This window comes from Hufsiella arboris, assembly GCF_009834875.1.
GTDB lineage: Bacteria > Bacteroidota > Bacteroidia > Sphingobacteriales > Sphingobacteriaceae > Hufsiella_A > Hufsiella_A arboris.
The window spans coordinates 95,247-117,550 of sequence record NZ_WVHT01000002.1 but is presented as its reverse complement, the minus strand read 5'-3'; the positions used below and the strand labels follow the sequence as shown (position 1 = coordinate 117,550).

Sequence of the window (22,304 nt, the reverse complement as noted above, 5' to 3'; positions counted from 1 at the left end):
TTCAGCTTACATCCATATTAGCGGGTTGCGGATTGGTAAATTGCGGATAACTTCTTCCGTTGTGGGAAAATGATCTAGCTTTTTCCATTTTTCCAACCACTTATTCTGATGAAATCTGTCTGCTCCGAAGATTAAAAACGGCTGAGCAACCGGCCATTTGTCCCAATACATTACATCAGGTTTCAGTTTCCACGATGATTTGTCTGCTATGAATGGATAAAGATAGTCGATGCCTTTTTTTACAGACTTTCCATCCGCTGTCTGAAATGTCCACAGATCATCATCGGCAGTTGAAAGTATCTGACAAAGCATCGCCATCGCATCAAGATTGAAAATCGAATAGCCATAAGGTTTTGTACGTTTAAGTTCGAGCGGAAAGCTGCCATCAACTCCCATTTGGTTAGGCAACAGGGTAGATTTAAACCGCTCTCTCATCGCGTTAAGCATAAACTGATCATCGCACAGCCTGGCAAACGAAGCAACCTGCATTGCCCAGCAGGTCGAGTGATTGTTTTTAACTCCTTTTTCTTTCCGCCCTGCTTCGCTAAAATTCAGCCACCAGATATAATTTGCAAACCATTTTTTTACACCGGCAAGGACATCCGGATCAAGCACGCCGGAATCTTCCATCACAAGTGTTCCCTGCGCAACTTCCATTAAGTGAATTGTGTCGATAATCCCGTAATTACGCCCGGTTGAACGGCCATGCACCGCTTGAGCGAATTGCAGGCTTGGGTTCATCCTGGTTTCGGATGACACAAACCAGGCCTCCAGGTGCTGTTGTGCTTCTTTTGCATATTTCGGATCGCCGGTTAACTTATATGCAGAAGCCAACGTGCCGATTATTTTACTTAAACGGATCATGAGCTTGCGGTGCTCAACAAAATTATCAGGATTAGAAACGCCGTCTCGTTCCTTATACGGTCCGCCGGGATTCTGCGGATCTGGCCAAAAATAATCTGCTTCAGAGAAAAAATCGTGCTTATCACCGGCACTTCTGGGACATGTGACAGACGTGATAGTCAATGGCTCCTGCTGCATAGCCCACTCGGCATTTTTCAGAACCTGGTTTCGTAAAACGGTCTCGGCCTCTTTTTCAACGTACCGGTCATTTACCTGTGCCAGCTGTTTTTGAAAACAGGAAGCCTGCATTAGAAGTATCAGCACAACAAATGACTTGTAACAGATTTTTCTCATACAAAACAGAACCTATAAACCGTCTTTACGACAGTTCAATATTAATTTGCTTGCAAAAAGGGCTTTCTCACATGGTTTAAAACCAACTGCCAATCTAGATACGCTTCACCTTTTATACTCGCTTTATAAATCGGGCGTAAATAAGTTTCATCGAAATAGGAAGCGAGAGATAAAACGACAATACCTTTAGACGGCACGAAATCAGCACCCGGCTGATAATCTTTTTCTTTATTATTTGCCCTGGCTTTATCAAACGCTACCTTGCTATTCAAAAATTCCTGATGCCGTTTTTCACCCGTAACAAACGGGACAAGAAAATCAACTGATTTTTTGACTGATGAACCTGACGTGGAAATGAAATCGAAGTAATTACTGTTGTTTGAACGGTTTAAAGCAATTATAGCTTTCAATAATGGTTCAAGCGTGTAAATGTGATAATGCAAAGCATCGCGTTCATAGAAGTCGAAGCTCGAGCCGTCGGCATTGAGATTAACCGCCAGTTGCTTTTCCAATTCTTCTTTAATATATACATCATAGTTTGAGGAATGAACGACCCGCGAAATAAGAGCGATCATCTTAATACGATGGGAATTCCAATTGTTTTTTGCCGTGCTTTTGCCGGGCTCCGCCGAAACACTGTTAACCTCGGAATCTGCGATTTTAATAAGCCAGTTGTCTATTTTGGCTTGTTGATCGGTAGTTAGTTCGGCACGTATAAGGTCATAACCGGTAACTGCATCCTCGAGTTTCGTTTCATCAATCGGGTCTCCGGTCGCCTGATTTAAGCCAGCCCAGGCGGTAAGATATTCTTCAGCTTTTTTTCTGAATTTTTTCTCTCCCGAAACCCGGGAAACCAATGCCAGCGCATAAATTTTAGACATATCTTCAACAGCCTTCAGACTGGCTGTTTTTATTGGATCGCCCTGCAGTAGGCCTTGCGAACGAACTTTTTCGATAGGATTTGGCGCTTGCATCAAAGCATCAGCCGCCGTAGCGTAAAACTCCTGGTAAAGCGCTTTTACCGGCGCTTTGGATTTGATTTCATTTTTTAGCGTTTTAATTTCCGGCTCGGTAAGGCTAATCTGCTGAGCCCTTCCAAGGGAAAAGCTCAGCAGCAGAGCACTTAAAACAATCGTTTTTTTCATTGAATTAATCCACAAGTTCGAATTTTTGTTCGAGCAGAATATGATCAGATGAGTTTCCTATCATCAAATCGAACTCGCCGGGTTCCGCAATCCAATTCATTTTCTGGTCGTAGAAAGATAGTTTTTCTTTCGTGATTGTGAAATTGATAGTTTTACTTTCACCAGCTTTTAAAAATACTTTCTGGAAATCTTTTAATTCCTTTACGGGACGGGTGACGCTTGCCACCATGTCGCGAAGGTATAATTGAACTACCTCTTCGCCATCGGATTTCCCTGTGTTCTTCAAAGTAAAGCTGACTTTTATCACGTCGTTTTGAGTAACTTTTGACTTATCGAGTTTAAGATCCGACATGTCAAATTTTGTATAGCTTAAACCGTAACCAAACGAATAGCGCGGACTGTTTGGAAGATCGAGATAGGTTGAACGGTATTGCTCATAATGATCCGATGACGCCGGACGGCCTGTGTTCTTGTGATTGTAAAAAACAGGTATCTGGCCTTCTGCCCGTGGAAATGACATTGGAAGTTTTCCTGCGGGATTGTAATCTCCGAACAACACATCGGCTATGGCATTGCCGGCTTCACTGCCCAGCCACCAGGTGTATAAAATAGCGTCCGCATGATCAGCTGTCCAGTTAAAAATGAGCGGCCGACCTGCCATAACCAACACAACCACCGGTTTACCTGTTGCTTTAACAGCCTGGATCAACTCTTCCTGAACTCCCGGTAAATGGATGTTCGCGCGACTCTTAGCCTCACCAGTCATATCGAACTTTTCGCCGACAGCCATTACGACGACGTCTGCGTTTCTAGCGGCATTTACTGCTTCCGCGAATCCGGCTTTGCTAGTGTCGGTAACATCGCATCCCTGCGCGTACGACAGTTTTACTATTCCTTTCAGCTTATTGTCTAAACCTTCATATAAGGAAACCAGGTGATCATTGTCCCAAGTTACTGACCAAAATCCCTTCATATCCTCGCTTGATTTCCCGAGAGGGCCGATCACTGCAATCGATCCGGCGTTTTTATTCAAAGGCAATAACTGGCTTTCATTTTTAAGCAGAACGATACTTTTCTTAGCGACCTCGAGCGCTGCTTTTTTATTTTCCGCACTGTTCAATACAGCGTCTTCACGCTTTTGATCACTGAACCGGTATGGGTCATCGAATAAGCCCATTTCGTATTTTTTCCGCAGAATACGCTTCACTGCGTCATTAATGAGAGATTCTGAAACTTTACCTTCTTTAACCAGCGCTGCAAGGTTGTCGATATAACAACGGCCTTCCATGTCCATATCACTGCCTGCGTTTAACGCGAGGCGGGCTGCGTCTTTGCCATCTTTTGCGAATCCATGTGGGATCATCTCACGTATCGAGCCCCAGTCACTCACCACAAACCCCTGGAAATTCCACTTGCCTTTTAGAATATCACGCTGTAAATAGGCATTTCCTGTGGCCGGCGTTCCATTCAGGTCGTTAAACGAGTTCATGAATGTAGCAGCGCCTGCATCCAAAGCAGCTTTAAAAGGCGGCAAATAAACCTCCCATAACAAACGGTCACTCATGTCAACCGTGTTGTAATCGCGACCAGCTATCGCAGCGCCATAAGCTGCAAAGTGTTTTACGCAAGCCATCACCGCATCCGTGTTTCCCAGGCCCTTGCCTTGAAATCCTTTCACCCTTGCCGCCGCAATAGAACTTCCCAGGTAAGTATCTTCTCCGGCACCTTCCATCACACGTCCCCACCGCGGATCACGTGAAATATCAACCATCGGCGCAAATGTCCAGTGCTGGCCGGCGGCGGCGGCTTCTTTTCCGGCAACACGTGCGGAAAGTTCGACCGTATTCATGTCCCAGCTTGCAGCTTCGGCCAATGGGATCGGGAAAGTTACACGATAGCCATGTATCACGTCCAGGCCGAAAAGTAACGGTATTTTCAGGCGCGACTGCATTGCCATATCCTGTAACATCCGTGTGTCTTTTGCGCCGCGAACATTTAACATCGACCCTACTTTCCCGTTCCTGATATCCTCATATTTTGAACTATTCGGGCTAAGCGGACCGGTAGCAAGCCTGTCACTTGTATATTGATTTAACTGTCCGATTTTTTCCTCCAAAGTCATTTTGGCCAGTAAGGCGTTTACTTTCGAGTCAATCGACTGATCTGTTTTCTTTGGTGTTTGCGCTGCAGCGATCGAACTAACGAATAGGCATACAACGCTGAAACCGGTTCTGAAAGACGTCATTTTGATTAATTTTTATGATGAAGATTTATTTGAAGCGGTTGTTTTTCTGATCACTGAATCAGGATAAACGGCAATGCGGTGCGTTCGTAAAAGATAAGGCACCGTTTTATTCTGACGATCAATTTGCACGTTAATCACTTTCGACGGGATCTGCGGCATGTGGCAATCGATACAGTTGGTATTTAAGGTAAAGGCTACCGCATCTTTTTGGGTGCAAAAATTATGTTGTGGCTGGTGACAGCTGCGACAATTATGGGAGTAAGCGACCAGGCCTTTTACATCACTGTGTGAATTATGGCAGGTAGTACAAGTTAAGGTCGAACTTTCCTGAAAACACTTACTCGACTGCAGCAATTGCATTTGTTTGCCGTGCACATCCGGCTGCGAACTACTTTCGCCAAAACTTGGGTAATAATAGTCCATAAGTTTATCTCCGGGTTTAAATGCGAAGGTACTGCTCTGCATGTCCATGTCGTTTCCGGAGTGGCAGACGCCGCACATATCGAGTTTTTGCTGCCGTGACAACTGTTTATAAACAGCAATAAATTCAGGTTTCTTTTCTTCCGGATGATTTGTGTGGAACTCTACGTGTTCGGCAGCGGGGCCATGGCAGCGTTCGCAATCAATACCAAATATGATCGAGCCTTTTATGAGCTTTTCCTGCTGTGCCAGTGTGCCTTTGCCGGTGAATTCTTTTGCGGTATATGAAGCGTGACATTCCAGGCAGCGGCTGGGAATTACCCGTTCAAATCGGGCGGTGGTTGCCGGATAACCCGGACTGTTTGCCCATCCATTCGCCGCTCTGAAATAAGTTAGCGGTAGCTGATGAAGGCCATCAACCGCCCAAAAGCCGAAAGTTTGCGCCTTTACGCCAGCGCCGAATGTCACATCTATTGCATGGGACTCTATAGCTGAACCGCCTCTGTATTTCGTTTGGTAAATACTGTCGCCTTTGGCATGCACAACGACTTTATCGTCATCGTTAAAAACAAACTGGCTGGTTTGATTCACCAGTGACAGGATATCATTTTTGTTTGTCGGCTGTGAAGTTTTAAAATGTGCTGTATGGCTTGCGGAATTATAAATATCCCGGTGGCAGTTCACACATTTTTCAGAACCGGCATATTGAGGTCCGCGAAAATCTTGCTTAGAAGATGATTTCAGGCATCGTGAGAAAATAAAAACGATGGCGAAAATGCAAATCGGAACAAGATAAACCGGTTTTATTCTCATAGTTTCAATTGACAGCTCCCTTATATTTTTCGGCGCGCACTCCTTTTATAGCCAGGCGGGCGGCAAACAAGCCACCACTCAACGGATGTTTATCATCCTGCGCCGTAGTAATATATAACGTTTTAAAGTCTTTATCACCGAAGGCACAGGACGAAACATTCGCGGCGGGCACACCGATTTTCTGTAATAATTTACCGGATGCAGGATCCCACCGGGCGACGGCCGAACCTCCCCACAACGCTGTCCATAATTTCCCTTCCGAATCAATGGTCATCCCATCAGGGGAACCCAGTTCCGATGGCACGTTAATAACTGTGCGCCTGTTACTTATTTCACCTGTTTTGTTGTCAAAGTCGAAAGCATCTACTTTGCCGGTAGGTGTATCGACGTAATACATAGTACGCTTATCGGGTGACCAAACAATCCCGTTAGATATCGTCACATCAGTCAACATTGTATGCACGGAATGATCCGGGTCGAAACGAAAAAGGACCGCGGCACCTTTTACATATTGGAGATGCATTGTCCCAACCCAAAAACGGCCGGACGGGTCGCATTTGCCATCGTTAAATCGGATGTTGGGATTCTTTATGGGATCGGTGATGAACGCCAAGGCCCCGGTTTTAACGTCAATACTGTGTATTCCGCTTTGTAAGGCGATCAGCGCTTTTCCTTTTCCGGCCGGAACAACCGTTCCTGGTCGCTCACCGACAGAAAAAGCTTTGTCTTGCCTGGTCGCAGGATCGTATATATGAAACTTCCGGCCTTCAATATCAATCCAGTACAACTTATTTGATTCATTGTCCCACACTGAACCTTCGCCAAGTTTTGCCTTGGCATCGACAATAAGCCGTACATCAGCCGTTTCATTTTGCAGGGAACCGATTGTCACTAGAAGGATTATTAATAACTGGTTAATCACTTTGACTTACTAAGTTCGATACTTTTTATATTGAATCCGCCCTTTTTAGCATAAATACGTATCTTATTTAACCCCTTATTCAGTGTTGCATTACCTGCGGAAGCCGTCTGCCAGCCGGTGTTATCTGCTGTCACAGGAACATTTATCGCCGCAAGCTTTTTACCATTTATAACAGCTGAAAAACTTGCACTGGAGCGATCAGCAGAAGCCAATACATTCACTTTATAAGTACCCGAAGTTACGGCGTTGACTGTGAATTGCAACCATTCGCCATCTTCCACAGAAGTTACAAAGTAACTTTCATATTTACCATCTTCTTTCTGGATATCAACACCATCATTCCGGTAAACACGGTTTCTGTTGCCTGCGCCGCGTTTGTTGGTAGATACATGATAATCAGCCGTATCCTGGTCGAAATACGCCGATCCGTTCCTGCCCAGATCATAATCTACTGCGTTTATAGTAAGCTTTGAAACCAGTTTGTTAGCTTTAAATGGCCTGGTTTCGCCGGTAAACGGCTGACGTATCATAGCGTCGATTACATCGTGATGAATGATCGCATTCTCGACTTTCAAATAAGATAACAGTTCAAACAAACCGCTGTACGCATTACTTTCCGTTGGTTTCCCTTTCGAAGGATCATTCCAATAATCAACAACCTGCTGATAATTCAGGTTCGAGCGGATTTGCTCCGGGTTGCTGTTTCCCAATTTTTTAAGCGGCCACCAGGACCAGCCGATGTTGTTTTTTTCAAATAACTGGATGGCCTGAGTGAACCACACATTCGAGTTCTCGCCTGTCTCACCTAACCAGGCGGGAATATTGTACTTGTTGCGAAAATCAACAATATGAACGATTGATGCCTGATCGTTGAAGTTCCAGTACTTGTGAAAGCTCATTACAAGATTATTATCCCAGGTTGGCGTTATACCGTTATAGTTATTTCCCCAGCCGTTGCCTTCAATAATGACGATATGCTTTTTATCAACTTCGCGGATCGCCTTTGTTATATCAACCATCAGTTTTTGCAATGGTTCGTTTTTCTGCTCTTTGGTGCCATGCTCGTCACCTTTGGGATCTTCAAAACCCCAGTTCGGTTCATTGATGATATCATATGCACCTATCCAGCTTTCATTTGCATAACGTTCGGCGAGTTTCCGCCAGAGCGCGATAGTTTTTTGTTTGTTCGCTTCGCTGTCCCATAACGAAGGTTTAGATGGATCCCGATCGGCAATGTTCAGGTCCGTTCCCTGCCCGCCAGGCGCCGCATGAAGATCAAGGATGAGATACATTTTATTCGCTTTGCACCATGCCAAAAGGCTGTCGGTCATCGTGAAGCCCTTATCAAGCCAGGTATTTTTCCCAGCCTCAGGCTCCTGCTCTACCGGCAGGGTATATAAATTGTAATGCATTGGCAGGCGAATTGAATTAAATCCCCACTTTTTAAGCGAGTCGACATCCGCTTTACGCGTGTGATTCGCCAGCCAGCCAGCATAAAATTCTTCAGTTTGTTTCTTGCCGATCAGGTCTTCAATCCGTTGCCGTATCTTATACTGCTGTCCGTCCTTGTTAATCCCGAGCATATAACCTTCCTGCAGCATCCAGCCGCCAAGGCCGATACCGCGAAACAATACGTTTTGACCTTTTTCGTTGACTATTTTCTGTCCGTCAGTTTTTAAGAATCCTTGTGCTTTTATATCAGATGTATAAAGAGCCGTGCAAAGTGCAGCAGCCGAAATCAGCTTAAATTTTGTACGATTCAATAATCTCATAGCTAAAAGATATAAGTGGCAACCGCGCCGGCGTTCAACGTTGCGGAATATTTATTTTTCGATAACTGTATGTTAAATGTTTGGGATGCTTTTGCTGTATTTAAAACGATCAGGACTGTTTTACCTGAAGCAGTTTTGAAAGCCACATTCGGCAATGAATCCGGTTCGTTTGAAGCGACGCGGACAGAACCGGGCCGCACAAATTTAGCGGAGTGAGCCACCACGTAATACGCAGGGTTTCTTTTTACCTCGTCTTTATCAATTGTGATTGCGCCCAAACAGCGGTCGCAGCCGCCGCGATCGGTATAAGGTTTGTTTTCCGGGTCAGCAGCCAGATTCCATTCAATTACATTATGACTCCAGTTACGGGTGGCTCCAATTACGAGATTTTTTATATGCTCACTTAGATCGCGTTCCAGATTCCCGGGAGCGCCAACCCATTGCTCGGTGAAATAAATGTTTTTGTTCGGAAAGGCGTTGTGAACATCGCTCAGAGCTTCGATCTTTCCGCCGTAAAGATGGAAAGCCGATCCATCAATGTATTTTGCAGCTTTCGGATCACTTAAGATCAATATCGGGTAATCCGGCCGGTCAGCATTATGGTCGTAGATGATAATTTTCGCATCGATGTGGTTTTTCTCAAACGCAGGACCCAAATGGTTTTTGATGAATTCAGCCTGGTCGGGCGCGGGCATCAACAAGCTCGGGTTATTTCCGGGGTGCAGCGGTTCGTTTTGAATGGTAATCGCATCGATCCTTATGCCGGCGGCTTTCATTTGCTGAATATATTTTACAAAGTACTGGGCGTATGTTTCATAATATTCCGGTTTCAGCATCCCTCCTCTTGAGTCATTATTTGTTTTCATCCAGGATGGCGGCGACCAGGGAGAACCAAGTATTTTGATAGACGGGTTAATAGCGAGTATTTCTTTTAATGCAGGGATGACATTCGTTTTGTCGGGCCCAAGATCAAAATGTTCCAGCTTCTCGTCAGTATTCCCATCCGGCATATCATCGTAAGTAAAAACATGGTCGGACAGGTCGGACGCGCCAATACTAATCCGCAAATAGCTGGTTCCGATATTGCTTCCATCGACGGAGAAAAGCTCATGTAGCAGTGCCGAGCGTTTCGCAGGACTCATGTTCATCAAATGCGTGGTGCTTCCACTGGTCAGTGCGAAGCCAAATCCGTCGATACTTTGATATTTCTGACTGACGTCAATTGTAATTGTAGGCGCTGATTTCGAGAGATCATTTGTTAACGTTTCTTTTTTAAAAAGAATGTTATTCGCCGGATCTGTCAGCCAATAGGTCAGTTTATTTTCCTGGGCGAAGGCTGGCCACGATAAAAGCGCCAGCCCTGCCAGGAGTAAATTTTTCTTAAACATCAGAATTAATTGATTATTAACGTAGAGATAGAATGCGGCATGCTCGTAGTTGCGGCAGCTTGTCCCTTTATCCACAGGTTATAATCCAATTTTTCATCCGATTTATTCATCACCACTACCGCGACAGAACCATCGGGATTGATATAGGCAGTACTCAGCAGTTTATCGCGACTTGATGAGCAAGCTACGCGTTTAGCTCCCGGATGAATAAACTTTGAAAAGTGTCCCAGGTAATAAAAAGCATTGGTATAGATAAGCTTACCGGTTCTGGTATCTGCATGGACCGGCGCAAAACAAAAATTGCCTACGTGGTTCGGGCCACCTTTTTCATCCAATAATACATTCCAGTCTGTCCATGCTACTGTTCCATCATTCAGGTCGTTAATAACCGACATGCCATAACGTTCTCCTAACGACCAGTCGTTCAATTTATCAAAATCAAATTGCTCCTTGCAGCCCTCCGTGAAGATCAGATTTTTATCAGGAAAAGCTTCATGCGTAAGTTTTACGTTATCAAACAACATCTGGCTTTTTGTCCATGTTTCGTACCAGTGAAACCCGATTCCCCAGATATATTTTGCGGCATCTTTATCTGCCAGGATGGTGCTGGCTTGCTGAAAAATAAGGTCACGGTTATGATCCCATACAATCAGTTTTTTATCGCTTAACCCGTTTTTCTTCAATGTGGGACCCAAAAAGTTTTTCACGAAGTCACGTTCATCTTCGGCTGTGTAAACGCAAGATTCCCATTTCTGAACAGCCATTGGCTCATTTTGAACGCTTAAACCCCAAACAGGAATGCCTTTTGCCTCATATGTTTTGATGAACTTTACGTAGTGATTCGCCCAGCTTTGCATGAATTCCGGCTTAAGTTTACCTCCTTTAACCAGGCTATTATTGTCCTTCATCCATGCCGGTGGTGTCCAGGGGCTTACAAACATATCGAGCTTTCCACCTGCCGCAGCAAAAGCCTGTTTAATAAATGGAATGCGATATTTTTCGTCGTGGGCTACGCTAAAAGTTTTCAGGTCTTTATCATTGTCGGCTACGTAAGTATAACTGCCGCTTGAAAAATCGCAGCTGCCGATACTCGTGCGGGCAAACGTGAATCCAATGCCTTTGTTTTTATCATAATAAGCTGTCAGAAATTCTTTTTGCACCTCCGGTGAAAGCTTCGCGAAGGTTTCTGCTGACGCATCAGTTAAGGCGCCTCCTATTCCAACCATTGATTGAAAGGTAATAGTTGGGTCAACAAATACACAAGGCTGTGTTTCCATTGGTTGCCGCAATTCTTTAAAAGATAATTTACCGTTTTCTGTGATCCGTAAATCAGAATTTTCAGCCGTTGTAAATTGTGTTACCTGTTTTCCGGAAGCAGAATAAACCTTCGTTTCCGATTTCTTTTGTGCATACAAGGTTGTAAAGGATGCCGCAATAAGCATAGGCACCAGCATTTTTTTCATGTTATTGTACAGTTAGGTTAATTGATTTTCAATCAAATTAAAGGTAATTTATTTGTAGTCGTAATGGATTTTTATCCAATCATGGAACTACTACCATACGAAAGTCGCCACTGCCCCCGCAGCCAGCGATGCAACGGCTTGTTTATTATTAAACCCAATATTAAATGATTGAGTGGACGTTCCTTTGTTCAAAACTATCAGCACCTTTTTTCCAGCCGGCGTTTTAAATGCTACGTTAGGCAATCCGGCAACGGTATTTGACGAAATACGGATTGATCCGGGCCTTACAAACTTGGATGCGTGAGCAATGATGTAGTAGGCAACATTGCGGCTAACAGAATTAGCTATCGTTAACGCGCCGAGGCAGTTATTGCAACCTCCTTGTGTATGCGGATTGTAGTTCGGATCGGAAGCAAGATTCCACTCCAATACATTTTTGCTCCAGTTTCTTGTTGCACCAATAATCAGGTTCTCTACGTGCCAGGAAAGATCGCCGCCAAAATTACCCGGGCCGCCCACCCATTGCTCGGTGAAATACACATTCTTAGCCGGAAACGCATCATGAACCTGTGAAAGTGCAGATATATCACCGCCGTACAGATGAAATGCTGAACCGTCAACATAGCTGTTAGCATCACTATTGTTTAAAACGGCTATCGGATAATCCGGACGATCGGCATTATGATCATAGGAAATAATCTTGGTTGCCAATCCGGCTCTACGAAAAGCAGGGCCAAGCGCTTTTCCAATGAAATCAGCTTGTTCCGCAGCCTGCATCACCATACTTGGATTGTTACCGCCATGAAGCGGTTCGTTTTGGGGTGTTATCGCGTCAATAATAATACCTTCGGCTTTCATCGCCTGGATATATTTTACCAGATAGTTTGCGTAAACGGCATAATATTCCGGTTTCAAACTTCCGCCCACAAAACTGTTTTTATCTTTCATCCAAAGCGGTGCCGACCATGGCGACCCGAGGATTTTTATATTAGGGTTTAATTGAATAATCTTTTTAAGAATAGGAATCATGTCTTTCCTTTCCCGTTCAATAGAGAAATTAGAGAGAATTAAATCCTGCTGTCCATAAGCGATATCATCATAGGTAAATGGTTCAGCGCTCAAGTCTGAAGCGCCGATGCTTATCCGTAGGTAACTTACGCCAATGCGGTTACTGTCGGAAAGGAATAGTTCTTTTAACAAATCGTCTTTAACCGGATCGTTAAGCGAATTTAATAAGGTGGCGCTTCCACCGGTTAAGGTATAACCAAAACCATCGATTGCCTGAAAATTTTGAGTAGTATCAACAGTAATCGTTGGCAAAGAATTCGTCGCATTATCAAATATTAGCGACAAATTCATTTTTTGTAACAGGGACGTTTGATCCGGTGAGGTCATCCAGGTTACGATATCTGTTTTAAGAGGTTGAGACGGGGAATTAACGGGTGGATCGATCGTTCCTTTTCCGCCGTCACTTTTTTTTCTGCAGCTACAAACACCTGCGGTTAGCAGAATAAGAACTATTTGTAAAGTTTTAGCGAATACGTTTTTCACAGTGTAGTTAGTTTTCGATCATCTTATATACTCTAACATAGTCTACATCCATCGCCGCTGGAAAAACAGATGGATCCACGCCTTGCGCACCGCCCCAATCGCCGCCTACTGCTACATTCAATAGTAGATGGAACTTCTTGTCAAATGGCCATGCTCTATATCCTGTGTATTCATTAGCAAAAGAAAATATCAACTGATCGTCTATAAATCCTTTTAAGGAATCGGGAGTCCAGTCCATGCGATATTTATGATATTCCGTACTCGCATTCTCGATTTTTTTAACGGCAGTTTTCTGGGTGTTTATTTTGAAATAGTAAGCTTCGCTGTGTGTGGAAATATGAATAACATCCTGGTCGTATCCAATATGCTCCATGATGTCGATCTCGCCGGATTTCGGCCAGTCCCCATACGCCCAGTCAGTCGGCAGCATCCAGATAGCGGGCCAGGTTCCTTTACCTGCGGGTAATTTGGCTTTAATTTCGAATCGGCCGTAGAGAAAATCGCCTTTCCCTTTTGTAATAAGCCTTGCAGATGTATAATCTCTGCCGCCAAAAGATTCCTTGCGGGCTGTAATAGTCAATTTACCATTGGCAACACCGGCATTTTTTTGGTCGTTTGTGTAATATTCTAATTCATTGTTTCCCCAGCCACTGCCGCCAATATCATAAGCCCACTTTTCCGGATTGGGAAGTCCATTGTAATCAAACTCATCCGACCAAACAGGTGTGGTTTCAAACGTGTATTGTTTTTTTTCGGGATAGGTTGGATTATATATTACGGAATCGTCCTTTTTTGACGAACAGCTTAGGAAGCTTATTCCAGAAACTGCAAGAATAAAATAAAGTGATCTCATTGAACAAAATAAAAAAACCTGCTGGTCTTGACCAGCAGGTTTTTAACCAACTATTAATAACCTGGGTTTTGAACCAGTTTAGTGTTATTCAATTCATTCAAAGGAATTGGCAATAACTCATGTTTTCCTGCCTTGAAACCATCCGGACCAAGTACAGTTGGTGCCTGACCAGTACGAACAAGGTCAAACCAACGGTGTCCCTCTGTTGCAAGTTCTAATCTGCGTTCGTTGTAGATATTATCCAACGTTGCCGGAATAGCTGTTAATCCAACACGAGCACGAACCGCATTTAACAAGTCTGCCGCACGGCCTGCTGCCTGTCCAAGTTGAACAAGTGCTTCCGCCTCCATCAGGTACGTATCAGCTAAACGGATCTCGATATAATCATTTGGGAAGTTTAATTCAGCGGTTCCTGTCGACGCTTTGTTTTTCAGCAACGGTGCATATTTCTGAATAAAATATCCGGAGTTCTGATAGCTTGCTTCGTACTTCGTTTTATTGACCGCAACCAGACTATCCATGTTGTAAACCGTGTATCCATAACGGGGATCGCCCTTTAATGCATTAACTAACGACATGGTTGCAGGATTGAAACCCCATCCACCCCAGTAAATCACGCCAGTATAGTTACGTGGACCGACCATTTGGACGTATACGTTTGATTTGAATGTATTCCATCCACCCCAGTCAAAGCTTTGCGTACCTGTTTTCTGGATTTCAAATATAGATTCGCTATTAAACTTGTATTTGGGATCAAAGATTTGCCCAAAGTTAGCCATCAGTTTGTAACCGTATTGACTGGTTCCCCCAGCTGTGCCGTTTACATCTTTAAACTGGTTAACCGCATCCTGCCATTTCTTTTCATACAAGTAAACCTTACCTAAAAGCGCTTTAGCGGCGCCTTGAGTGGCACGTCCGTTTTCTGCGACAGGTACTGTCACAGGTAAATTCGGGATTGCTTCGTTCAAATCCTTTTCAATCTGAGCCCAAACCGCGGCAGGGTCAGCCTGTGGCTGATTATAGGCATCTGCTAACAGAATTGGGGATGTAACCAGGGGAACATTTTTAAAAAGGCGTTCAAGATCGAAATAATAATGCGCCCTTAAAAACTTGCCCTCAGCTACATATCTTTTGCGCGTGGCATCATCGAGTCCGGGAACACCGTCCAACTTTGAAAGAATAATATTTGCACGGGTAACACCTTTAAAATTTATTCCCCAGAACTCGCCTTGCGGTCCCTGCGCAGGTGTTAGTGTATAATTATTCCACACCTGCCAGGTGGTCATATCTGTTGGGCCGCCACCACCTGCCACGCAATCATCTGAGGCCGCATTTAACGGACCAAGCGGGCTTGAATAGGTGTTGTCCATCCCTCCGGTTTCAGTTGATAAGGGATCGTAGGCCGCAACAAGTCCGGCAAATGCCTGGTCGGGACTTGAATAATATGTTGTCTCTAAATATAATCCCGCGGGAGTAGTCTCAAGCCAGGATTTTTTACAGGATGCGAAGAAGCCTAAGCTTAACAAAGCGAATGACGCACCGTAAGTAATATATTTTCTGTTCATGTGTCTTAAAATTTTAGAATTACAAAGTAAGATCTAATCCAAACAGGAACGAACGCGCCTGCGGATAAATACCGCGGTCGATTCCTCTTGCATTGTTATCACCGCCGATTTCAGGATCAAAACCATTGTACTTAGTGATCGTCGCCAGATTATTACTGCTGATATAAACACGGATACGGTTAACATCAATTTTATTTAAGAGATTTTTAGGCAGTGTATAACCGATCTGTGCAGTTTTAATGCGGAAATAAGCGCCGCTCTGTAAGTTGAAGTTTGATGGATTAGAAAAGTTATGGTTCGGATCAGACGCCGTTAAACGGGGATAGTTGCTTGATGCATTCTGTGTGGTCCATGAATTTAAAGCTTCGGCTGGATAGTTCGCAGCAGCGATATCTAAACGTCTGTACCCCTGGTACAGCAAATTATCCCATGCTCCCTGGCCGAATATTGTCGCGTCAAATCCTTTATATTCTGCATGCAGGTTGATTCCGTAGTTCCATTTTGGAAGCTGGCTTCCTAAAAACTGTCTGTCATCCTGACCGATTGATCCATCGCCATTAGTGTCTTCCCATTTCAAATCGCCCGGCCTTGCATTAGGTTGAATTTTTTGCCCGTTAGCACCAACATAGCTGTCAATTTCAGCCTGTGATTTAAAGGTACCAAGTTCATGGAACCCATAGAACGATGATACGGGTTGCCCTACCTGTGTTCTGAAAATCGAATACGAAGAGTTTTGGAAGCTGCCAGTATCATAATAAGCTGTTGAGCCTAGATAGGTCACTTCATTTTTGTTGTATGAGATGTTACCTGATCCGCTGAACCTTACTTGGCCAAATGTCTTGTTGTATCCAAGAGATACTTCGACACCTTTATTCTCGAGGTTCCCTACGTTATCGAAATACAAAGCATCCCAGCCGTTATATGATGGCAACGGCACCCCCTGAAGCATTCCTTTGGTTAGCTTCCTGTACAGGTCTACAGTCAGGTTGAAGTTTGACAACAACACCGCGTCGAAGCCGACATTACTTGTATGCACTTCTTCCCATTTCAAGTTAGGATTAGCTGGGGATGTAATGGAATTTCCAATAGTTATTTGATCGTTTCCGAAAACATAGTTCCGACCGCCTGCTACTATCGGGATATATTGGAAAGGAGTTAATGACTGCTCATTCCCGATTACACCGTACGATCCGCGAAGTTTTAAAAAGTTTATGAAATTAATTGACTTCATAAAGTTTTCCTGGCTGATAACCCATCCTAACTCAGCGCCCGGAAAATTACCCCATACATTGTTGGATCCAAATCTCGATGAACCATCCCGTCTGAAAATTCCTGTAAAAAGGTATTTTCCATCATAACTATAGTTCAAGCGGCTGAAATACGAAGCGGTGTGATACGGTTGGTCTTCTCCGGATGTAGCTATCCTATTAGCATTTGCCAGTGCATAATTAAACGACGCCTGCTCGTAGGTCATATTCGGTAAATTGTTATACTGACCGCTTAAGGTTACACCTTGTTGCTCCTGGGCCGTAAAACCAACTAATACCGAGTAACTGTGCTTATCTATCTTCTGTTCATAAAGAGCTGTGTTATCCCAGTTCCAGGTAAAGTTTCGGTTAGCTGAACGGTTTTCGTTAACGTTCGAGGTATTGTTACTCTGGCTGTTCAAGTAATACAACGGAGAAAAGGACTGTCCCCCGTAAAAAGCTTGTTTCCCGTTCGCTTGCGTTTTCAAAGTTAGGCCTTTCACAGGCATTATTTCCACAAATGCGTTCCCTAAGATGTTGTGCGACCAGCTGTAATTTCCCTGAACGGTTTGCAGCCATGCAACGGGATTTGTCATCTCCTGACCCACATATTGTGAAATTCCGTACGGACGGCCCTGCGGGTCACGCACGATGTAAGGATTTGTGTAACCTGTTGACGGCACTGTTCCTGTTATTACAACCGGAGTGATGGGATCCAGGTTTAATGCCGAGCTTAACGGACCGCCAAATTCGCTGTTCGTATTTACGCCACCCTGGTTTTTCGAATAAGCATACTGGAAGTTCTCGCCAATGTTAATCCATTTCTTAACCTTAAAATTTGTATTGGCAGCAAAATTGTACCGCTTATAATTGGATACAGATGGAAAGATGATGCCCTGCTGGTTTGTGTATCCGAACGATGTATAATAAGTGGACTTGTCGCTTCCGCCTGAAACCGCTAATCCATGATTCTGGATCATCGCATTTTTTTCAAAGATCTGATCCTGCCAGTCAGTACCCTCGCCGTATTGCGACGGGTTAGCGAACGGTGCGTTTCCTCCGTCATTAGTTACAGCAAGATTACGCAGCGTTGCATATTCGGTCGCGTTTGCCAGATCAAAATGTTTTACCGGATTTTGTGTGCCAATGTATCCATTGTAAGTAAGCTGTGGATCACCCGATCTTCCTTTTTTGGTTGTCACTAAAACAACCCCTGCAGAAGCACGTGAACCATAGATGGCAGCTGAAGCATCTTTTAAAACTTCGATGGACTGGATATCATTTGGATTGATATTTTCAATGCCGCCATTCAAAACAGTAATACCATCAATCACATACAGTGGGTCAGAGTTGTTAATTGATGTAATACCACGAACCCGGATGGTTGCTGCCGAACCGGGTGCTCCTGAAGTTTGTACCGCGGTCACGCCGGATACACGACCTTTAAGCACATCAGTGACGTTAAGTACTTGCTGATCCTGGAAATCCTTCGTTTTTACGCTTGAAATAGCACCAGTTACGTCGCTTTTCTTTTGCGTTCCATAACCCACAACCACTACCTCATCCAGGTTTTTCACATTGTCGGTAAGAATTACCGATAAAGGCGTGCTGTTTGATACAGTAACGCTTTGATCAGTCATACCAACCTGTCTAAACATTAATACAGCACCGGTTGGAGCTGTAATTCTAAAATTACCGGAAGCATCTGTACTGGTGCCCCGGGTCGTTCCTTTAACGGTAACACTTACGCCCGGCAGCGGTGCTCCGTCAGACTTGGCCGTTACCTTTCCGGTAACCTGAATGTCCTGTGCATACAGCAATACAGGAAAAATCAGCAACATACAGGCCATGAAGAAAACTTGAGTAATTCTTCCTCTCATAATGAATGAAATGATTTTTATTGTTAATAAATTGGTTAAAAGGTATTGCTGGTTACAATACACTGTCAAATGTATACGCCTTTTTAAGAGACCGTAAATTTGGTGCCTCTACACAACCACTACAGAAGGTCGGAAACAGATCAATCATAGCACTACAAAGCCACTACAACAATTTGTTAAAATATTGAAAATCAGTGTGAATTAATTACACATCCTGCGTCGCCAGGCTATAGCGTTTTTTGACCGAAAATGGTTAAATTTTATCCTAACTACTGCATTAAACCTTTTGGTCAGCTTTAATAGTCATTAGAAATTCGAACAGATTTACTTCCGGCTGCAGTTGTAGTTTTTTACGTAATCGGTAACGTCCGATCTCTACAGCTTTACTGGTGATGTTCATTAGCTGTGCTATTTCTTTGGTAGAAAGGTTCGACTTGATATAAGCGCACAATTTCAACTCGTTGGATGTAAGATCCGGAAATCTGCTTTTTAATATTTCGAACAGCCCAGTGTTCATCTGATTGAAATGCATAGCGAATTGTTCCCAATCCTCATCCTCTTTCTCGACTTCTTTTATAAGCTTAATAAGCTGCTTGAAAGTGAGTGAACTTTGCGGAATCTCGTGTTTCTTAATGAATGCAGAGATGTCATCTTTAATTTTACTAAGCACTTTTCCCCTTTGAACAAGGTGCATTGTGACATTTGACAGTTCCCTGTTTTTAAAATTCACCTCAGCCTCAAGCTTTTCGTTTTTCAGGCGCACAATTTCTTTTTCGGAGTGGTCAAGCTCAAGTTGATGCTCAACGCCAAGCTTCTCAATTTGCAGCAAACGCACTCTTTCACTGATAGCGAATGAAAGAAATATCATTTCGATAATAAAACAGAAGCTCAAGCTGTAGTAACTGATTACGTTAATATTAAACTTGCCGCCTGTAATCTCAATGATAAGTTTGAATAAAAATCCAACAAAAAGCGCCGTATAACCCAATGCAAAAAATTTTGCCGGTTGAAATCCTTTATAAAAAATGTAAATCCCCGCGTAAAAGGATAGTGACAGCGGCAAAAGTTCAAGCAGCCTGTAGGAAAAGAAACGCGGATAAATGAAACAGACTACCAGCCATAAACTACGGGCGATAACCAAATAGTTAATGGCTTTATATAATATGGGTGACTGTCGTTTTAAATAAAGGAGATCACGTGTGAAAACCAAGGAAGAAATACTTAAAACGTATAATGAAATACCGACAGAGTAATCATTAAGCCCCGGATAACCAGGCCATAAAAATTGAAAGCCAACGCCGTCTATACTCATCTGGTAACAGCCCACCGCAAGAATATAAACGATAAAATCCAGGTATTGCCGCTGCCTTACGGCTAAAAACATCAGCAGGTTATAAAAGCTGAAAACCAGGATCATGCCGTAAAAAATCCCGAAATAAAAGTACTCCCTGAGGGCATAATGAATAAAAAAGTCGACAGAACGAAGGACGATGATAATGTCGGCCCGCTGAACGGATTTTATCTTAAAATAATAAGTAGAAACCTGTCTTTTTGCAGGATATATTTCTATTTCGAAGTTTTTGTGATCATACGTCCTGTGATCGAATTGCAGATCGTCGCCAAAATTTTTAACAACGTAATGGCCTTCCTTATTCGGAACGTACGCGGTTATCTGGTCAATACTTTGATCAAAAAACTCAAGCAGGTATTTCTTTTTGGCCGTTGCCGGATAATTTATTCTTACACGATACCAGAATGTAGAATTTGAATTTCGTGATTGAGGGGTACTTACCAGGCTTGGTTTAAATTTACCTGATAAACTGTCGCTTGTTATCTGTTTAAACGTCAATAAACCCTTTGGATCTTCATAGCTGTAAATTTCGGCATGATGAAACATTCGGGAATTCACACTATCTCGTACATCGACAATTTCCTGCGCTCGCAAAAAGGAAGAAATAAACAGGAAAGGCAGAAGAAATAATAGTAAAGGTGTTTTCCGCATGCAGAGAGCTAAAATAACTAATTAAAAAAGATTGCAAAGGTAACGGTTTAATTTTGAGCAGACTCCAAAATACACCTGCGAAAATTTGGATTAAACGACCTCGCAATAAAGTCTTCCAAATTAAAACGGCCGGTAGTAAGGTCGGCTAGTTAAAGGTGAAAATTGCCAGGGAATAGATGTTAAAATAAGAAATAGAGCAATACTGTACCAGATTGATAAAGTTTTAAATTTCTCGATATCTGTCTTTTTTAATTTTGATTTTTCCGTGCCGATTGTAATCAGCGAAATGGCAATAAGCATCACTGTAATATGCTCCATCCCAAAAAAACGAATCTGTCGTATGTGAACGGCCTCTTTAAAATTATTCAGAAAATATCGAACAATCGGGCTGATAAAATATAGTGACAATCCTAAAAGGAACTGAATATGAGTAATCCGTAACACAACAATGCTTAATATCTCATCAAATTTGGTAAAGGTCTTTTTCCATATCCAGCCATGGTATACTTTCAATAACATGCAAAATATGCTTATCAAAACAAACCATCTTATAAGCGAATGTGCGGCTAACAGAAACTGATACATTTATTCGAACTGGAATGCTAAAATTAACAGCTTTTCTCTAATACCCATCGAAAAACGTTCCTTCTCATATTAAAGCGAAGTAGCTCAATGACTGGTTAAAATGGGCGGTTGTACTTTTATTCAATTTTTTACTAACTTAACATATTGAATTTCAGCACGCTGCCCGCATAGCTTGACCATTATAAATTTCATTTATGAAAGGAAAACTTAATGCGCTTGCGGCAGCAACGCTAACCGTGCTAACTCTTCTCTGCACCTCTAATTGTAAAAAAGAAGAATCATTCGAGCCTGCAGCATCAGTCGATAATCAACTGGCGCCAACAATGTCAATGAAAAACCATTCGGGCCATCATTTCCTGGTTAACACACTCGCAATAGTGGAAACAGATCCGGTAACGGCAGGAGTAACACGTGTATGCAGCGCAAAAGACGGCACACTTTACGCTACGTCGGCTAATACCGGAAAAGTTTATAAAATCAGTTCGTCGGGAACAGTAAGCCTGATAGCCGAGGGATTAAATACACCGATCGGGATAAAAGTCGGTCCCAAAGGCGAAGTTTATGTTGCTAATTTTAATAAAGGTGTGATAAAAATAACACCTGATGGGACGGTAAGTACCGTACCAATTAGCTTAGCTCTGTCATGGCCGGAAGACATCGCCGTGGCGGATGATGGAACGCTATATATCGCCGATACTTTTAATCACCGGATTATTAAGGTTACTCCTGGGGGTATTGCAACAGTATTTGCAGGAAACGCCAGTGTGCAGGGAACAAAAGATGGTATGGGCAGCAAAGCAAGCTTCAGCCTGCCTACCAGTATTAAGCTTGCGAAGGATGGATATTTATGGGTACTCGATGGCGGATCGATTGGAACAGCAGGTTATATAGAAGGCAGAAATGTTCGTAAGATCAGCTTGCAGGGAAAAGTAAGTACGGTCTTTAAAGTTTGCAGCATAACCTCCATAACCGATCTGGCAGTTGCAAAACGAGACAGATACTTTAACCCGTCTCCTGACGAAAATCTCTTTGTTACTTTTGATGACAATAGCATATCACATTTAACAGGAACCGGAAAACTAACACCTTTCGCGATCAATACTACTATTGGTAATGTTGACGGCCCACTAAAAGATGCGCTTTTCTTTCATCCGCAAGGCATTTCGATACGGGAAGACGCGATTTATATAGCTGATCATGGTAATGCCAGTATTCGCAAAATTGTCAAAAAATAATCCCTGACTGACAGGAAACAA

Annotated in this window: 15 protein-coding genes; 1 reads left to right on the top strand and 14 read right to left on the bottom strand. The window is 43.2% G+C overall.

Annotation, left to right across the window (positions count from 1 at the left end; all coding sequences use genetic code 11):
- Positions 1-6: 6 nt before the first annotated feature.
- The 14 genes from GS399_RS04185 to GS399_RS04120 form a co-directional block, all read right to left on the bottom strand.
- Positions 7-1,197, bottom strand: a complete 1,191-nt coding sequence (locus GS399_RS04185) for an alginate lyase family protein (protein ID WP_160843340.1) — start codon at positions 1,195-1,197, stop codon at positions 7-9.
- Between the two features lie 41 nt (positions 1,198-1,238).
- Positions 1,239-2,342: an alginate lyase family protein gene (locus tag GS399_RS04180; protein WP_160843339.1), complete on the bottom strand. Its 1,104-nt coding sequence runs from the start codon at positions 2,340-2,342 to the stop codon at positions 1,239-1,241.
- Between the two features lie 4 nt (positions 2,343-2,346).
- Positions 2,347-4,587, bottom strand: coding sequence for a beta-glucosidase BglX (bglX, locus tag GS399_RS04175; protein ID WP_160843338.1), 2,241 nt, complete (start codon positions 4,585-4,587; stop codon positions 2,347-2,349).
- Between the two features lie 12 nt (positions 4,588-4,599).
- Positions 4,600-5,820: a multiheme c-type cytochrome gene (locus GS399_RS04170; protein ID WP_160843337.1), complete on the bottom strand. Its 1,221-nt coding sequence runs from the start codon at positions 5,818-5,820 to the stop codon at positions 4,600-4,602.
- Between the two features lie 4 nt (positions 5,821-5,824).
- The gene (locus GS399_RS04165) at positions 5,825-6,712 is read right to left on the bottom strand and encodes an SMP-30/gluconolactonase/LRE family protein (protein WP_202409375.1); all 888 of its coding nucleotides are present in this window, start codon (positions 6,710-6,712) and stop codon (positions 5,825-5,827) included.
- Positions 6,713-6,738: 26 nt separating this feature from the next.
- Entirely contained in the window at positions 6,739-8,514 is a 1,776-nt protein-coding gene (locus GS399_RS04160; protein WP_160843336.1) for a cellulase family glycosylhydrolase, read from the bottom strand.
- A gap of 2 nt (positions 8,515-8,516) precedes the next feature.
- Positions 8,517-9,902 (bottom strand): glycoside hydrolase family 30 protein, encoded by a 1,386-nt coding sequence (locus GS399_RS04155; protein ID WP_160843335.1) that lies wholly within the window; start codon positions 9,900-9,902, stop codon positions 8,517-8,519.
- Between the two features lie 5 nt (positions 9,903-9,907).
- Entirely contained in the window at positions 9,908-11,365 is a 1,458-nt protein-coding gene (locus tag GS399_RS04150; RefSeq protein WP_160843334.1) for a glycoside hydrolase family 30 protein, read from the bottom strand.
- 90 nt (positions 11,366-11,455) lie between these two features.
- A complete protein-coding gene (locus GS399_RS04145) occupies positions 11,456-12,916 on the bottom strand; it encodes a glycoside hydrolase family 30 protein (RefSeq protein ID WP_369410099.1) in 1,461 nt (486 codons plus the stop codon).
- Between the two features lie 7 nt (positions 12,917-12,923).
- Complete coding sequence (locus GS399_RS04140; protein ID WP_160843333.1) at positions 12,924-13,769, bottom strand: glycoside hydrolase family 16 protein; 846 nt, start codon at positions 13,767-13,769, stop codon at positions 12,924-12,926.
- Positions 13,770-13,822: 53 nt separating this feature from the next.
- Positions 13,823-15,334 carry a RagB/SusD family nutrient uptake outer membrane protein gene (locus tag GS399_RS04135; RefSeq protein ID WP_160843332.1) on the bottom strand — a complete coding sequence of 504 codons (1,512 nt, stop codon included), beginning with the start codon at positions 15,332-15,334 and terminating at the stop codon, positions 13,823-13,825.
- Positions 15,335-15,353: 19 nt separating this feature from the next.
- Complete coding sequence (locus GS399_RS04130; protein ID WP_160843331.1) at positions 15,354-18,461, bottom strand: SusC/RagA family TonB-linked outer membrane protein; 3,108 nt, start codon at positions 18,459-18,461, stop codon at positions 15,354-15,356.
- Positions 18,462-18,738: 277 nt separating this feature from the next.
- A complete protein-coding gene (locus GS399_RS04125; RefSeq protein ID WP_160843330.1) occupies positions 18,739-20,463 on the bottom strand; it encodes a 7TM diverse intracellular signaling domain-containing protein in 1,725 nt (574 codons plus the stop codon).
- Positions 20,464-20,583: 120 nt separating this feature from the next.
- On the bottom strand, positions 20,584-20,982 hold the full coding sequence (locus GS399_RS04120) for a hypothetical protein (RefSeq protein WP_237487868.1): 399 nt from the start codon (positions 20,980-20,982) through the stop codon (positions 20,584-20,586).
- 260 nt (positions 20,983-21,242) lie between these two features.
- Between GS399_RS04120 and GS399_RS04115 the strand changes: the two genes are divergently transcribed.
- Positions 21,243-22,283, top strand: a complete 1,041-nt coding sequence (locus GS399_RS04115; protein WP_160843328.1) for a virginiamycin B lyase family protein — start codon at positions 21,243-21,245, stop codon at positions 22,281-22,283.
- Positions 22,284-22,304 lie beyond the last annotated feature (21 nt).

What these genes read in the sequence shown, in the direction of transcription:
- GS399_RS04130 (WP_160843331.1), bottom strand. Translation starts at nt 18,461, where the DNA reads ATGAGAGGAAGAATTACTCAAGTTTTCTTCATGGCCTGTATGTTGCTG.
- GS399_RS04135 (WP_160843332.1), bottom strand. Translation starts at nt 15,334, where the DNA reads ATGAACAGAAAATATATTACTTACGGTGCGTCATTCGCTTTGTTAAGC.
- GS399_RS04120 (WP_237487868.1), bottom strand. Translation starts at nt 20,982, where the DNA reads ATGTTATTGAAAGTATACCATGGCTGGATATGGAAAAAGACCTTTACC.
- GS399_RS04185 (WP_160843340.1), bottom strand. Translation starts at nt 1,197, where the DNA reads ATGAGAAAAATCTGTTACAAGTCATTTGTTGTGCTGATACTTCTAATG.
- GS399_RS04155 (WP_160843335.1), bottom strand. Translation starts at nt 9,902, where the DNA reads ATGTTTAAGAAAAATTTACTCCTGGCAGGGCTGGCGCTTTTATCGTGG.
- GS399_RS04115 (WP_160843328.1), top strand. Translation starts at nt 21,243, where the DNA reads ATGAAAGGAAAACTTAATGCGCTTGCGGCAGCAACGCTAACCGTGCTA.
- GS399_RS04150 (WP_160843334.1), bottom strand. Translation starts at nt 11,365, where the DNA reads ATGAAAAAAATGCTGGTGCCTATGCTTATTGCGGCATCCTTTACAACC.
- GS399_RS04160 (WP_160843336.1), bottom strand. Translation starts at nt 8,514, where the DNA reads ATGAGATTATTGAATCGTACAAAATTTAAGCTGATTTCGGCTGCTGCA.
- GS399_RS04180 (WP_160843339.1), bottom strand. Translation starts at nt 2,342, where the DNA reads ATGAAAAAAACGATTGTTTTAAGTGCTCTGCTGCTGAGCTTTTCCCTT.
- GS399_RS04125 (WP_160843330.1), bottom strand. Translation starts at nt 20,463, where the DNA reads ATGCGGAAAACACCTTTACTATTATTTCTTCTGCCTTTCCTGTTTATT.
- bglX (WP_160843338.1), bottom strand. Translation starts at nt 4,587, where the DNA reads ATGACGTCTTTCAGAACCGGTTTCAGCGTTGTATGCCTATTCGTTAGT.
- GS399_RS04140 (WP_160843333.1), bottom strand. Translation starts at nt 13,769, where the DNA reads ATGAGATCACTTTATTTTATTCTTGCAGTTTCTGGAATAAGCTTCCTA.
- GS399_RS04170 (WP_160843337.1), bottom strand. Translation starts at nt 5,820, where the DNA reads ATGAGAATAAAACCGGTTTATCTTGTTCCGATTTGCATTTTCGCCATC.